The 14,704-nt window shown below is 68.6% G+C and carries 15 protein-coding genes; 10 read left to right on the top strand and 5 right to left on the bottom strand.

Features of this window, described 5'->3' with window-relative positions:
- Genes ACYVGI_RS13630 through ACYVGI_RS13650 form a run of 5 tightly spaced genes read left to right on the top strand, consistent with a single transcriptional unit; the run spans position 1 to position 3,863 of the window.
- Entirely contained in the window at positions 1–228 is a 228-nt protein-coding gene (locus ACYVGI_RS13630; RefSeq protein ID WP_460633153.1) for a PLDc N-terminal domain-containing protein, read from the top strand.
- 19 nt (positions 229–247) lie between these two features.
- The gene (locus ACYVGI_RS13635; protein ID WP_460633154.1) at positions 248–1,063 is read left to right on the top strand and encodes a shikimate 5-dehydrogenase; all 816 of its coding nucleotides are present in this window, start codon (positions 248–250) and stop codon (positions 1,061–1,063) included.
- Positions 1,064–1,123: 60 nt separating this feature from the next.
- On the top strand, positions 1,124–1,375 hold the full coding sequence (locus tag ACYVGI_RS13640; RefSeq protein ID WP_460633155.1) for a DUF6458 family protein: 252 nt from the start codon (positions 1,124–1,126) through the stop codon (positions 1,373–1,375).
- Positions 1,376–1,430: 55 nt separating this feature from the next.
- On the top strand, positions 1,431–3,416 hold the full coding sequence (locus tag ACYVGI_RS13645; RefSeq protein WP_460633156.1) for an MSCRAMM family protein: 1,986 nt from the start codon (positions 1,431–1,433) through the stop codon (positions 3,414–3,416).
- A 9-nt stretch (positions 3,417–3,425) separates the two neighbouring features.
- Entirely contained in the window at positions 3,426–3,863 is a 438-nt protein-coding gene (locus tag ACYVGI_RS13650) for a MarR family winged helix-turn-helix transcriptional regulator (protein ID WP_460633157.1), read from the top strand.
- A 16-nt stretch (positions 3,864–3,879) separates the two neighbouring features.
- Here the strand turns inward: ACYVGI_RS13650 and ACYVGI_RS13655 are convergent, their stop codons facing one another.
- Positions 3,880–4,089: a hypothetical protein gene (locus ACYVGI_RS13655; RefSeq protein WP_055897053.1), complete on the bottom strand. Its 210-nt coding sequence runs from the start codon at positions 4,087–4,089 to the stop codon at positions 3,880–3,882.
- Between the two features lie 90 nt (positions 4,090–4,179).
- Between ACYVGI_RS13655 and ACYVGI_RS13660 the strand changes: the two genes are divergently transcribed.
- The gene (locus tag ACYVGI_RS13660; protein WP_460633158.1) at positions 4,180–4,548 is read left to right on the top strand and encodes a MerR family transcriptional regulator; all 369 of its coding nucleotides are present in this window, start codon (positions 4,180–4,182) and stop codon (positions 4,546–4,548) included.
- Positions 4,549–4,620: 72 nt separating this feature from the next.
- Here the strand turns inward: ACYVGI_RS13660 and ACYVGI_RS13665 are convergent, their stop codons facing one another.
- The 4 genes from ACYVGI_RS13665 to ACYVGI_RS13680 form a co-directional block, all read right to left on the bottom strand.
- A complete protein-coding gene (locus ACYVGI_RS13665) occupies positions 4,621–5,262 on the bottom strand; it encodes a hypothetical protein (protein ID WP_460633159.1) in 642 nt (213 codons plus the stop codon).
- A gap of 8 nt (positions 5,263–5,270) precedes the next feature.
- Entirely contained in the window at positions 5,271–7,193 is a 1,923-nt protein-coding gene (locus ACYVGI_RS13670) for an alpha/beta hydrolase (protein WP_460633160.1), read from the bottom strand.
- A 273-nt stretch (positions 7,194–7,466) separates the two neighbouring features.
- Positions 7,467–9,287, bottom strand: a complete 1,821-nt coding sequence (locus ACYVGI_RS13675; protein WP_460633161.1) for a glycoside hydrolase family 2 protein — start codon at positions 9,285–9,287, stop codon at positions 7,467–7,469.
- 64 nt (positions 9,288–9,351) lie between these two features.
- Positions 9,352–10,380 (bottom strand): LacI family DNA-binding transcriptional regulator, encoded by a 1,029-nt coding sequence (locus tag ACYVGI_RS13680; RefSeq protein ID WP_460633162.1) that lies wholly within the window; start codon positions 10,378–10,380, stop codon positions 9,352–9,354.
- A gap of 137 nt (positions 10,381–10,517) precedes the next feature.
- On the opposite strand from ACYVGI_RS13680, the gene ACYVGI_RS13685 reads away from it, so the two are divergent.
- From ACYVGI_RS13685 to ACYVGI_RS13700, 4 genes are read left to right on the top strand one after another with little or no spacing between them, the layout of a single operon-like run.
- Positions 10,518–11,828 carry an ABC transporter substrate-binding protein gene (locus ACYVGI_RS13685; RefSeq protein ID WP_460633163.1) on the top strand — a complete coding sequence of 437 codons (1,311 nt, stop codon included), beginning with the start codon at positions 10,518–10,520 and terminating at the stop codon, positions 11,826–11,828.
- A complete protein-coding gene (locus ACYVGI_RS13690) occupies positions 11,818–12,798 on the top strand; it encodes a carbohydrate ABC transporter permease (protein WP_460633164.1) in 981 nt (326 codons plus the stop codon). The genes ACYVGI_RS13685 and ACYVGI_RS13690 overlap by 11 nt, the downstream gene beginning before the upstream one ends.
- Positions 12,795–13,697, top strand: a complete 903-nt coding sequence (locus ACYVGI_RS13695) for a carbohydrate ABC transporter permease (RefSeq protein WP_460633165.1) — start codon at positions 12,795–12,797, stop codon at positions 13,695–13,697. The genes ACYVGI_RS13690 and ACYVGI_RS13695 overlap by 4 nt, the downstream gene beginning before the upstream one ends.
- A gap of 23 nt (positions 13,698–13,720) precedes the next feature.
- Positions 13,721–14,695, top strand: coding sequence for a glycoside hydrolase family 43 protein (locus ACYVGI_RS13700; protein WP_460633408.1), 975 nt, complete (start codon positions 13,721–13,723; stop codon positions 14,693–14,695).
- Positions 14,696–14,704: the final 9 nt, after the last annotated feature.

Raw genomic sequence — 14,704 nt, forward strand, 5'->3', positions numbered from 1 at the left:
ATGAATTTCGGGGGGCTCATCCTCGTCGTGCTGGGGGCAGCAGCGGCGATCACATACCTGACGCTCGTGGTGGTCGCCTTCGTGCAGATCGTCCGCGACCGTTCGCTGACCTGGCAGGCGCAGACGATCTGGATGGTCACCATCCTGATGCTGCCGCTCGGCGGCACCATCGCGTGGTTCGCGGTGGGGCACCGCACGAAGGAGTTCGAGCGGATGCTCGCGCGCTGAGCGGTGCGAGAATGGGCCAATGCCCATCCTGAACAAGGACATGCAGGTCTGCATGTCGCTCGCCGCCCGGCCGAGCAACATCGGAACCCGGTTCCACAACTATCTCTACGACGAACTCGGCCTGAACTTCATCTACAAGGCGTTCACCACCACCGACCTCGACGGCGCCGTGCGCGGCATCCGGGCTCTCGGCATCCGCGGCTGCTCGGTGTCGATGCCGTTCAAGGAGGCGATCATCCCGCTGGTCGACGTGATGGAGCCGTCCGCTCTCGCGATCGAGTCGGTGAACACGGTGGTCAACGACGACGGCGTGCTGACCGCATCCAACACCGACTACGAGGCGGTGGCCGCTCTGCTCGCCGAACACCGGGTGGACCCGGCGCAGCGCGTGCTGTTGCGCGGCTCAGGCGGAATGGCGAAAGCGGTCGTGGCCGCCTTCCGCGGCGCCGGCTTCGACGACCTCACCATCGTCGCCCGCAACGAGTCGGCCGGCGCATCGCTCGCGGAGAAGTACGACTACGCCTGGGTGGCCGCCGACCCGGAGCCCGGCTTCGACGTGATCGTCAACGTCACCCCGCTCGGGATGCGCGGGGAGAGCGAGCACGTGACGGCGTTCTCCGGCGGGCACATCGCCGCCGCATCCACCGTGTTCGACGTGGTGGCGTTCCCGTCGGAGACGCCGCTGATCGTGGCGGGCCGCGCAGCAGGGGCCACCGTCATCACGGGCGCCGAGGTGATCGCCCTGCAAGCTGCACGCCAGTTCGAGCGGTACACGGGCGTCGCCCTCACCGCAGAGCAGGTGGCGCGGGCGTCGGAGTTCTCCCGCGCCGAATGAACGTCGCCCCGCGGGTCCGACCGGAGTAACGTGTGCCGCACGTGACCGAAGGGAAACCAGATGGGCGTCGGCAGTGGGATCTTCTTGGTGGTGGTCGGCGCGATCCTCGCGTTCGCGCTGAACGTGCAGGTGTCGTGGATCGATGTGCAGCTCGTCGGTTACATCCTGATGGGCGCGGGCGTGGTGGTGTTCGTGCTGTCGCTGATCTTCATGCTTCGCAGGCGCAGGACGACGACCGTGAGCCGTGGCGGCATCGACCCGGCGACCGGTGAGCGCGTCCAGGAGAAGCGCACGCGCTCCGACGACTTCTGACGCCGCCCGAAACCGCCCCTTCTTCCTGGCGCGGCACGGGGTTAGCCTGGCGGACATGCGCCTCCGACTCCGCATCGCCGCCCCTGTCCTCCTCGCCGCGCTTGCGGCGCCCCTCATCCTCTCCTCGTCCGCGTCGGCCGCGACCACGTCGCAGTGGGCGGGCTGGGCCCCTCTCACCGGCACGAGCAACAATTACACGACCACGGTGACGGTGGCGAACAACCCGCCCCTGATCGCGGACGTGACCAGCGACTCCCGCTCGGGTTCGGTCGGCGTCATCTCCGGCGCATCCACCTGGCTAGCCGCTGCGACGCCGGTCGGGGCGAAGTACGGGTCGAGCCAGGGCAAGCCGTACCTCAACCTGCGACCGAGGGCGGACAACGCGACATCGCCGTCGACCACGACGTACAGCTTCCGCACACCGACGCCGACCTCCGGCTGGACGTTCGTGCTCGGCGACATCGACGCGGACAAGGTGCAGGTCCGCGCACTCGGCCCGGACGGGGTGCCGCTGACGGCGGCGCAGCTCGGCTACCGCAGCAGCTTCAACTACTGCGTCCCCGGCGTCTGCACGCCGACGCAGACGCCGGCCGATGTGCCGGCCTGGGATCCGGCCACCAGGACGCTCAGCGGCGACCCCGTCACCAACCCGAAGTCCCTCGACACCGCGGGGGCATCGGCATGGTTCGAGCCGAACGCGCCGATCGCGTCCCTCACCTTCGTGTACACCAGGGTCACCGGCTTCCCGGTCTTCCAGACCTGGTTCGCCTCGCTCGCCCGCGACATCTCCGGAACCGTCACCGACGCCAACACCGGCCCTCTGGACGGCGTGCCCGTGACGCTGACGGATGCGAACGGCACCGTGGTGGGAACCGCGACGACCAGCGGGGGCGGCCACTACGCGTTCCCCGGCTTCCTCGCGACCAGCGGGTACACGGTCTCGATCACGCCGCCGCTGGGCAAGATCGCGGTGACCGCAGCCACGGCCCCAGCCGATCTGAGCGCAGCGGATGCGGTGGTCGACTTCGCCGTGCGCGACATCGTCCCCGTCGCGGTCAGTGGAACCGTGAAGGACGCGAACGGCCAGCCGATCGCCGGAGCGACGGTGACCATCGGCACCGCCTCGGTGACCACGAACCCTGACGGCAGCTATCTCTTCGACACGGTGCCGGTCGGCACGCACCAGGCGCTGCTCACGGTGCCGGACGGCTACACCCTGAGCAGCGGACCGCTGCCGTTCACCATCCCGCAGGGGTCGTCGACGCCGATCACCGGCCAGGACTTCGTCGTGGCCGCCAACCCGACCATCAGCGGGGCCGTGACGGCCTCGGGCGATGGGGTGGGCGGGGTGACCGTGACCGCGACAGGGCCGGGCGGCTCCGTGAGCGCGGTGACCGCCGCGGACGGCAGCTACAGCTTCCCGCGCATCCCGGCAGGCTCGTACACGGTGACCGTCACGCCGCCGGACGGCCTGGTGACCGATGGTGCTGGCAGCCTCCCCGTCACCGTGGCGACGACGGATGTCACGGGCGTGGACTTCGCGCTGGCCAAGACGGGAGACATCGCCGGAACGGTGCTCGACACGACAGGGGCAGGCGTCGCAGGCGCGACGGTCACCATCGACGGTCCGGCGGGCACCGCCACCGTGACCACGGACCCGAGTGGCGCGTACGGTGCGACAGGGCTGGTGCCGGGAACGTACACGATCGACCTCACGCTGCCCGACGGATACACGACGACCGATCCGCTCACGAAGACCGTGACGATCACGGCAGCGGGGGAGACCTTCGGCGCGGAGGACTACACGGTGGTCGCGCCGGTCGTCGTGCCGCCGACCACGCCGCCGACCACGCCTCCCGTTACGCCACCGGCGACGCCTGGCCCTGGGACGGGGACAGCGGGAACCGGTTCAGGGTCTGGCGACCTCGCGGCAACGGGGTCCGTCGTGGATGCGACGCCGGCGCTGCTCGCGGCGGCCGCGCTGCTCGTCGCTGGCGCCTGGATCGGTGTCGGCAGGCTCGCCCGCCGTCGTCGGACGTAGAATCGGGAGGTGCCCGATGACCTGCTCGCCCTGGAGAACCAGGTGTGCTTCGGCCTCGCCGTCGCCGCTCGCAGCGTGATCGCCCTGTACCGGCCGGTGCTCGATCCGCTCTCGCTGACGCATCCGCAGTATCTGGTGATGCTCGCCCTATGGGAGCGCGACCCACGGTCGGTGAAAGAGCTCAGCGAGGCTCTGCAGTTGGAGCCCGCCACGCTGTCGCCCCTGCTGAAGCGGCTCGAAGCGACCGGGTATGTGGAGCGGAAGCGGAGCACGAGCGACGAGCGCACGCTCGAGGTCACGCTCACCGCGAGCGGCAGGGCGCTGCGGAGCGAGGCGGAGAAGATCCCCGGCCAGATCGTGGCCAGGCTCGGACTGCCGGTCAGCGAGCTGGAGCATCTGCGCGAGGGGTTGCACGCGATCATCGCGGCCGCGTCGCGAACCCCCTGAGCTGGTTACAGTTTCGTCACGGGCAGACGAGGCGGGTGGCGTCGCGCTGACCCTCCGGCCGGAGCACGGTGTGCTCCGTCATCGGCCGCCCGCAGATCGGGCACGGCGACGCAGCGGAGCGGTGGTCGGGGCCCTCCGGGTGGCCAGCGCCGAGCTGGGCGGGGCCGGCGACGCTGATCAGCTTCTCGTTCATCCGGGTGTACCAGCGCATGAAGCTTCCGGACATGATCTCCTCAATTCGTTAGTGCACTAACTAGTGTACGCCCGATTGACCTTGACCCACGGGTCAGGGTTTACGCTGTGGGCGGAGGAAGCCATGCAGATCAGCGAACTCGCCCAACGGGCAGGCGTCACGGTCAAAGCCGTGCGCTACTACGAGAGCCTCGGCCTCGTGCTGCCCGACCGGCTCCCCAACGGGTACCGCGACTACACCGACGAGCAGGTGCGTGCCGTCACCGAGATCCGCGAGCTGGCGAACTCGGGCATCTCCCCCAGCAAGGCGACGCCGTTCATCGAATGCCTCGGCACCGGCCACCAGTTCAGCGACGAGTGCTCCGCATCCCTCGCCGCATACCGCGACAGCATCGCCGACCTCGACCAGACCATCGCCGTGCTCACGCGCCGCCGCGAAACCCTCGCCCGCCGCCTCGACGCGGGCGCCTCCCGGAGCTCCGCCCAGGACTGAGTCCCGGCTGCTCTCCGTCGGCGTGCCCAGGAGGGGCGGCTTGTCCGCGATCGTGATCGCAGGTTCTCGCGCTCAGGGTTCGGGGTACGGGGTGATGGTCGGGCTGTGGGTGGGGTGGTACGGGGTGCGTTCGAGCGTGTCGAAGACGCGGTACCCGGTGGGCCCGGCGAACATCTCCAGGGTGGGGTCCGTGGAGCACTCGGAATAGGACTTCAGGACGAAGAGTTTGTCCTGCCCGACCACGCCGGCGGCAAGCGTACCGTCGGCACGGTCGGCGCGAATCTGGGTGTAATGATTTCCGCCCGGGCTGGTGATGGTGGGGATCACGGTGCTGACGATGTAGCCCTGGTCTCTCCAGTAATCGCCCATCATGTTCGCGAATGCCACCGGATCACCGACGGGCGCGTGGTAGAGATTGACATCGAAGCGCTGCGTTCTCGTGCCGTCGGCCATGGTGGAGCAGGTTGCGCCGATGAACTCTTTCGCGTCGGGGTCCCACGCGCGGGCCCCGGGCTGCGGGCCGAGGGTCCACCCGTCGGGGATGCCGGACGCGGCGATCGCGGCGACCGTGTCGGCAATTATCTGGGTGCGGAGTTGCTGCCCGGTCTTCTGGGGTGCGGGGTCGGGTGGGGTGGTCATGGCGCAACCTCCAAGGGTCAGCGTGGTGGCGAGGGAGAGCAGAACGGTGGCGGTGCGGACGGTGATGGGAGTCATGGGCTGTCTCAACCTCGGGGAGCCAGGCTCGCGCCGGCGAAGAAGCTGGCGATGATGTTGTGCTGGTCCGCCCCTGGGGTGGTGTCGGTCAGTCCGCCGCTCACCGTGCCGGGCTGACCGGTGGTGGTGGCCGCGATGTTGTACAGCGACTGTGTGTCGCGGTCGTAGTAGCCGTGCCCTTCGGAGGGGACCGCATTGAGGGTGAGGGGGCCGCTGTTGCCCGTGTTCCCCTTCTCGCCGATGGCGTTGTGCCCGTCGACCGGTTCCAGGGCCTTGCCGTCACCGTCGGAGGAGAACGCTTCGGCCCCGCCGATGGCGTAGTTGGTCCCGTAGGCGACCTCGGGATTGGGTTCAGCACGACCCGAGATCGCCGCGCCGACCGGCGCGAGCTGGTCGGGGGTGGCGGCGGTGGTGTAGACGTGGTCAGCGTGCAGAGCCGACAGCGACGGCACCAGGGAGGTGTCGATCCCGGCGGAGGCGACCAGCACGAACGCATCCACCGGTGTGCGGGTGAGGGTGAGCGCGATCGAGGCCATCGTGGTCCCGTACGAATGGGCGGTGACCGCTATCGGAACCGGTCCAGGTCCGAACACCTCCCGGGTGGCGGCGTTGCCGTCAAGCTCGGCGGCGAACCGGGGCGCGCCCTTCTTCGCCGCGTCGCTGTCGACCACACCGAACACGTCCGGGTTGTCATACTCCAAGCACGCGACCACTCCAGGACGATTGATGCCGAGATCGTGTTGAGTGAGGTAGAGGTTCTTGGCGGCGTCGGTCCAGCCACCGAGAGCGTCTCTGGCTCCGGAGTCCATCCCTGCCACGCACCAGGTGGTGTTCTCGCAGGTGTCGAGATCGCCGTACCCCACGGCGACCATCGGCGGTTCGGTGAAGAAGTTGAACGCCACCAACTGCACGGGAACCTCATCGGCAGGCTCTTTCAGCGCCTGCGCCATCTTCGTGAGCACGGCCTGCCGGTCAGGCGTGAGATCGGGGTTGTTCTGCGCTAGCTCGAGGCTGATCCTGTTCGCGGTGTCGCGATCGGTGAACGGTATCCCGGGAAGGTTGCCCACGAGCCCCGGCGCTGCTTCCAGCAGCGCGGTCCGGGCGTCCGGGGTGAGTCCGTTCCACCAGCCCGCGACGACCTCCGGGTTCGGCGGTGTGTCCCAGAACCGTTGCAGAAGCCCCGGATCACCCGCCAGCAACAGCGTGAGCTCGCTCACCGTGAGGCGTTGCAGCACCGTCATCAGCGCCACCCCGCCCGGGCGGCCGCTCGCGTCGATGGTGCTGAGCTTCACCACCCCCGACGTGAAGTCGTTCAGTTCCGCCGTGGCCGCTCGAGCGATGGCCCCGTTCGTCGCCGCCTCCAACAAGCGCACGAACTGCGCCGCGGCGTGCTCATACTCTTGCTTCGCGTCCCGTGCCTTCGCCCGCGCATCCTCCAGACACTCCTCGGCATCCTCCAGACTGCGCCGGGAACGAATCAACGTCATGTTCACCTCTTCGGCGCGTTGACGTGCCGCGAACAACTCAGCACCCGCCGGAGTACGCGAAACCGAGGACGCTCTCTCCAGCGTCGCCACCGCATCGAGCAACGTCAGGTGATCCCCGGTCAGCGCAGTCACTGCAGCCTGCGCCACGGCGATGTCGTGCTCTGCCTCCTCCGCCGACACGAGCGCCCGATCCACCACGTACTGTGCGTCGAACATCGCCTGCGCCCACCCCCGCGCAGCGGCGCCCGCTTCACCGTGCCTGGTCGACGCGACGCTCGTCGCATCAGCGACCACACGCAATCGCGCACGGAACGCGTCAGCCGCGAGCCCCGACCACGCCCCGGCGCCCACCGTCGCCAGGACCGCGTACATCGTCTCCGCCCGCTGGCGGTACCGCTCCGAATGCGCCTGCAACTCCGACATCCACGCCGCCACCGCATCCACATCCCCCGGAGCAGGGTCCGAATCGAGAAGCAACGGCGACCAGTCCCGACCGTCAAAACGCACGGGCGCCCCCCGAGAACCGTCGAGCACGACAACGCCGACCGCCCCGGCAATCAACATTCTTCATAGAAGACATACCGTATCAAGAACACATACACGGAACGTTACGTGAAGGCCGGCCTCCATCGGCTCGATGGAAGGAACCATTCCGGGGTCGCCGCTCGCCGGCGTCGAGAAGTCGGCGCGGCCACGCCGGAGGACTGAAACCGGCCGTCAGGCGTGCCGGCCCTGCACCATCTCCCGGATGCGCTCGATCGCGACCTTCGGGCGGCGGTCGTCGGTCACCAGGCCGTTGGTCTCCTGGCCCGTGTCGGCGAGCTGGGTGTAGCAGAACCCGGCCAGCACCGGGCTCGCCAGCGTCGCCGCCAGCAGGGCGCCGACGCGGTCGGCGAAGTCTTCCTGGCTCGACGCGGCCGAGTAGCCCCAGGCGCCGTCCACCTCGTGCGCGCGGTCCACGAACGAGACGCCGCCGAACTCGGTCAGCATCACGGGCGTGTTCGCGTCACGCTCACCGCGGACGAGCATCCGGCGACCGGCAGGACCGAGACCGTCGAAGAGCTGCTCCACCGCCGAGGCAGAGCCGTAGCGGGCGGCGACCACCTCGCCGGACGCCTCGTAGTCGTGGATGGAGAGAATGTCGGAGTCGACGTGCTCCCACCCGTCGTTCGAGATCACGGGACGGGTGGGGTCGAGCGCCTTGGTCAGCGAGACGAGGGCGGCGGCGTAGTCGCGCATCCGGCCGTCGTGCGCGAGGTGCTGCACTCCCCAGCTCTCGTTCGTCGGCACCCAGGTGACGATGGAGGGATGCGAGTAGTCGCGGTCGACGATGTCCGCCCACTCCCGGGTGGTGCGCGTGACCGCCGTCGGGGTGAACTCGTACGCCGCGGGCGACTCGCCCCAGATCAGCAGACCGAGGGTGTCGGCGAAGAACAGGAAGCGCGGGTCCTCGTACTTCTGGTGCAGGCGCGCCGCGTTGAAGCCGAGGTCCTTGATGAGCTGCGCCTCCGCACGCAGGCCGTCCACAGACGGGGCCGCGAGGTGCGACTCGGGCCAATACCCCTGGTTGAGCACTGAGCGCACGTAGTACGGGCGGTCGTTGAGCAGGAACCGCCCTGCTGCCACCGCCGCCGACCGCAGCCCGAGGTAGGAGCGCACCCTGTCGGCGCCGACGGACACCTCCGCATCCACCAGCCGCGGATGCTCCGGCGACCAGAGCAGTTCCTCGTACGCCTGGCCGTTGCGCTGCTGCGGCAGGGGCACCGTCGCCTCGACCGTCCGTCCGACTGCCGGCACGGTCACCGTCCCGAGCGGGCGGCCGTCGAAGGTCAGCGCGATGGTGAGCTCCGCGCCGTCGGCGGCAGGGCGGTTCAGCCGGATGCGCGCATCCACTGTGCCCGCCACGAGGTCGGGCGTCCAGTGGATGCGCTCGATCGCCACCTCGGGCACGGCCTCGAGCCACACGGGCTGCCAGATGCCGGTGGTGCGGTGGTACCAGATCGAGTGCGGCTCGCGATGCCAGTCCTGCTTGCCTCGTGGCTGCGAGAGGTCGGCGGGGTCGTCTTCGGCGCGCACCACGACCGCGACGTCGGCCCGGCTGTCCGCGGCCGCGGCGAGCGCGGCCGTCACGTCGAAGGAGAACGGCGAGCCTCCGCCCTCGTGCTGGCCGACGAACCGGCCGCCGACCCAGACGCTGGCGCGGTAGTCGACGGCGCCGAAGTGCAGGATCACGCGCGGTGCGTCGTCGGCGCCCTCGATCGCCCCGAGGTCGGCCGCGCCGATCGTGCGCCGGTACCAGACCACGGGGTGGAATCCGGTGTCGCCGATGCCCGACGCCGGGGACTCCGGCGGGAACGGAACGACGATCCGGCGGTCGAAGCGGTCTGCGGCATCGTCGGCGAACCAGGACTGCGCGACGCCGTCGTCCGCATCGTCGTAGGCGAACGCCCACTCGCCGCCCAGGTCGCACCACTGCTCACGCACGAGTTGCGGGCGTGGGTATGTTCCGTCGAGTGCGCTTGCAGCGGGGAAAGTCATGGACACTATCGTGCACTAGAAATGCAGCGCTGTAAAACAGTGGATGCGGTCGGGCCGAAATGACTCAGGCCAGCGGGGCGCTCTCCCGCGTCACCAGGCGGTAGCCGACCAGCTCGTGCCTTCCCATCGACGCCAGGCCGTCGATCCGCTCGCAGAGCATCGTGATCGCCCTGGTCGCGAGCGCGGTGAGGTCTGGAGCGATGGTGGTGATGCTGGGGAAGGTCACCGACGTCATGAGCGTGTTGTCCCATCCCGTGATCGCGACGTCCTCCGGCACACGGAGGCCGCGCTCCTGCAGGGCGCGCAGCGCGCCGATGGCGGCGAGGTCGTCACGGCACATGATCGCGTCGAGCTGCAGTCCGCCGTCCAGGGCCGCCCCGATCGCCGCGGCGCCGTCGACCGGAGAGATGGCGTCGCTCGGGATGAGCATGGCAGGGTCGGGGATGATGCCGGCGTCTTCGAGCGCCGCCTGATATCCGGCGATGCGCAGCTCCGAGGTGCGCGAGAGGACGGCGGGTTCGTGGCCGGCGAACGCGATCCTGCGGCGGCCGAGGCCGAGCAGGTGCGCTGTCGCCTCGCGCGCGGCCGCGACGTTGTCGATCATCACGCGGTCGATGCTGAGCGGTGCGGCTCCCTCGCCCAGAATGACCATGGGGAGCGAGCTCCTGGTCTGCGCCAGCTCGGAGGAGCTCATCACGCTCGGCTGGAAGACGATGCCGTCGACCATCCCCGCCTCGATACCGGAGACGGCGGCGCGCTCGCCCTCCAGGGTGGCGTCGGTCTGTTCGAGCAGCACCCGGTAGCCCTGTTCCTCCGCAACGTCGGACACGCGACGGGCCAGCTCGGCGAAGTACGGGAGGGTCACGTCGGCGAACGCCAGCGCCAGCAGTCCCGTCCGTCCCGTCGCGAGCCTGCGGCCGAGCAGGTTGGGCCGGTAGCCGAGCTCGTCGATCGCCTTCTGGACCCGTTCGCGCATCCGGTCGCTGACGTGCGGGTACTCGTGGACGACGTTCGAGACGGTCTTCATCGACACCCCGGCGAGCTCCGCCACGTCCTGCAAGCGCACACCCGCCACTGCGTCTCCTCTCGTCATGAGAACTCTACTTTGCGGGTCCATAGACCCGAGTCACCAATTGTCCACCGCTTGACAGCAAATTTCTAGCGCTGTAATTTCGAGAGCAGCGCGGCTCTGCCGCGACTCGTGCCTGTAACTCAAGGGAGAGAAATCACATGAAGAAGCGATCTGCCGTGCGGGTCCTGGCCGCCGCGGTGGCCGTGGGCTTCGGCCTCGCACTCACCGCCTGCGGCAGCTCCGGCGGCTCCGGTGGAGAGGTGGCGTCCGGCGACTACTCCGGGCCCAAAGTCACCGTCACCTTCTGGAACGGCTGGACGGGCGGGGCAGCACCCGTCCTCGTCCCGAAGCTCGTGGACAAGTTCAACTCCGAGCACAAGAACATCGTCGTCAAGAACGTCCCGATGGAATGGGCGGACCTGGCCAAGAAGATGCCGCTCGCGGTCAAGGCAGGCAAGGGTCCAGACGTCGCGGTCGCGCACGGCGACGACGTCGCCACCTACGCCGCCCAGGGCCTGCTGCTCAAGAGCGACTCCATCGTCAAGTCCCTCGGTTACAGCGCCGACGACTTCCCCGAGGGTCTCATGAAGGCAGGCGAGTACAAGGGAGCCCAGTACGGCATCCCGTGGAGCGTCACCCCGCTCGGCCTCTACGTGAACAAGGACGTCCTGAAGCAGGCGGGCGTCGACCCCACCACCATCCCGGCCGACAAGGCCTCGTACATGGATGCGCTCGCCAAGCTCAAGACGGCGGGCATCCAGGGCGAGTGGGTCGACGGCTACGTCTTCACCGGGACCTTCGAGTTCCAGTCGCTGCTCTGGCAGTTCGGCGGCGACCTGTTCAACGACGACGTCACCAAGGCCACCTTCAACTCGGACGCCGGTGTGCAGGCGCTCACCCACATGGTCGACCTCATCAAGCAGGGATACAGCCCGGCCAACGTCGCTCAGGACGGCAACATCAACGCCCTGATCGCCGGGAAGACGGCCTTCAACTGGAACGGCGTGTGGCAGACCACCAACACCGCCTTCGACAAGCTCGACTGGACGGCCGTCGCGGTGCCGCAGATCGGCACGGAGAAGGCGGTCTGGTCCTCATCCACCCACTGGATGTTCATGAACAACAAGGGCCAGGACAAGAACAAGACGGCCGCCGCAGCCACGTTCGTCAAGTGGATGAACGACAACTCGGCGAGCTGGCCGGACACCGGTGAGCTGCCCGCGAGCAACAGCGTGCGCAACGACCCGGCCCTGGTGCAGAAGTACCCGAACCTGAAGCCGTTCCTCGAGGAGCTCCCGTACGCGCACTACGAGACCTCCGCCCCCGGCATCACCAGCGTGACCGCCACCGTCACCACCGCGGTCAACGAGGCCGTCACCGGCAAGAAGTCGCCCAAGCAGGCGCTCGATGACGCGGTCGAGAAGGCGAACACCCTGCTGAAGCAGAACAAGCAGACCTATGGCGAATGAGCTCGCTGTAGAGGCGGCATCGCGGCGCAACGCCGTGGTGCCGCCTCGGCGTGCCCGGCGCAGCTCCAACCTGGCTGCGCCGCGCCGTACGAAGACGGCGTACCTCTTCTTGGCGCCGTTCCTCGTCCTGTTCCTCGTCTTCGTCGCCGGTCCGGCCGTGTTCGGCCTCTGGATCAGCCTCACCAACTGGAGCCCGTTCCGCGACACGCAGCAGTTCATCGGGCTGAAGAACTACATCGACCTCTTCACGCCGGACTCGGCCACCTCTGGCGACTTCTGGCAGTCGATGGGCGCCACCGGCATCTTCACCGTCGCGAGCGTCCCGTTCCTCCTCGTGATCCCGCTGCTGATCGCGCAGCTCCTCAACCGCAAGATCCGCGGCGGCACGGTCTTCCGGGCCGTGTTCTTCGCACCGTACGTCCTCGGCGTCGCCGTCATCGGCGTGATCTGGAAGTACCTGCTCGACACCCAGTCCGGAATCGTCAACCACGTGCTCGGGATGTTCGGCCTCCCCTCCGACATCCCGTGGACCGTCAACGTGCCCTGGGTCTGGGTCTCGCTCGTCGGCATCACGGTCTGGTGGACCCTCGGCTTCAACACGGTCATCATCCTCGCCGGGCTCAAAAGCATCAACAACGACCTCTACGAGGCGGCGGCGCTGGACGGCGCCGGCCCCATCAGGAAGTTCTTCAGCGTCACCCTCCCCGGCCTGCGCCAGGTCATGACGTTCGTCGTCACGGTGACCATCCTCGCCTCCGCCAACATGTTCGGTCAGTCGTACATCGTGACCAAGGGCGGCCCAGGCAACCAGACCAGAACCGCGATCATGTACATCTCCGACCAGGGGCTGTCGCAGAACAACATGGCAGCGGCGTCGGCCATGAGCTATGTGCTGTTCGTGTTCCTCGCGATCATCAGCATCGTCAACTTCCGCCTGCAGCGGGAGCGCACGGAAAGGGCATCCCGATGACGGCCGTCTCCTCCCAGCAGCCTGTCGCGAGCGGAGAGGACCGGCCTCCCGCCCGCGCGCAGCGCCGCCGGTCGCCGCGCCGCACGGCCGGTCAGGTCATCCTCTACGTCGTGCTCTGCCTGGTCACCCTGCTGATCGTGCTGCCGCTGCTGTGGATCGTCCTCACCTCGTTCAAGACGGACAGCGACGCCATCCAGAACCCGTTCTCGGTCTTCCCGACGCCGTGGTCGGTCGACGCGTACATCACGCTGTCGAGCGGCCAGCAGCCGATCTTCCGCTGGTTCCTCAACAGCCTGCTCGCTGCGACGCTGCAGACGGCGATCATCCTGGTGACGGCCTCCGCCGCAGCGTACGCGCTCGCCCGGCTGGAGTTCTGGGGAAAGAAGATCGTCTTCGGCGCCATCATCGCGACGCTGCTCGTCCCTCCGGTCATCTTCCTCATCCCGAACTACCTGATCGTGCAGAACCTCGGCTGGCTGGACACGATCTGGGCCATCTCCATCCCCGGTGCCGCGAGCGCGTTCGGCGTGTTCTTCCTCCGCCAGTTCTTCATCGGGCTTCCCGTGGAGATCGAGGAGGCGGCCAGGATCGACGGGGCCGGTGACATCCGGATCTTCCTCCAGATCGTTGTGCCGCTCGCTCGCCCTGCCCTCGCGACGCTCGCCGTGCTGAGCTTCCTCGCCAACTGGAACGACTTCCTGTGGCCCGTGTACGTGCTGCTCAGCCCGGAGAACCTCACCCTGCAGCCCGGCCTCGCCCAGCTCCAGGGGGCGTACTCGACGCACTTCGCGATCGTGATGGCCGGGGCGGTGATCGCATCCATTCCCGTGCTGATCCTCTTCTCGATCGCGCAGCGCCACATCGTGGACAGCGTCGCCAGCTCCGGTGTGAAGGGATGAGGTCGGCGGGGGTCGCCTTGACGGTGGCAGCCGCCGCGCTGGCTGCGCTGGCAACGCTGACCGGGTGCTCGGCCGGTGGCTCCGGCTCGGCATCGGGGACCGCATCCGGTTCGGCATCGGGCCCCGCGGACGCCGGGCCGGCGTTCGCGATCGACCAGGACTTCGCCGACCCAGACGTGATCGTCCACGACGGAACGGCGTACGCGTTCGCCACGAACACACCCGGCTTCCTGGTGAGGTCTGCGACCTCCGCCGACCTGCGCGAGTGGACGGTCTCCCAGACGGATGCGCTCACCGCCCTGCCCGACTGGGCGCAGCCCGGCCGGACCTGGGCTCCCGAGGTGGCCGAGGTCTCCCCCGGCGCATTCGTCATGTACGTCACCGCTCAGGATGCAGCATCCGGCCGCCAGTGCATCGGCACGGCGACGTCGACCGCTCCCGGCGGCCCCTTCGTCCCGGCCTCCGACACCGCACTCGTCTGCCCGGTGGATGCGGGCGGCGCGATCGACGCCGCCATCTTCCGCGACGACGACGGCAGCCTCCACCTGCTCTGGAAGACGGACGGCAACTGCTGCAGCCTGGACACCTGGATCGAGACCGCCCCGCTGTCGGCCGACGGCCTCAGCCTCGCCGGAGCGCCGGTCAAGCTGCTCAAGCAGGACAGGGCCTGGGAGGGCGCGCTGGTCGAGGCACCCGACCTGGTGAAGCGCGACGGCGTCTACGTGCTGTTCTTCTCCGCGAACGACTACGGCGGCGACCACTACGCCATCGGCACCGCGACGGGCACGTCGCTGACTCAGCCGTTCACCTCGCAGGAGAAGCCGTTCCTCACCTCCTCCTCCACGGCCGGGACCTTCCACGGCCCCGGAGGCCAGAACGTCGTCAGTTTTCACGGAAAAGACTGGCTCGTCTTCCACTCCTGGGACGACTCGTACGCCTATCGCGGGATGCTCGTGCGCCAGCTCACCTGGGACGGCGCGACCCCGCACCTCGGCTGACGGCGAGCG

The organism is Leifsonia lichenia (assembly GCF_054780215.1).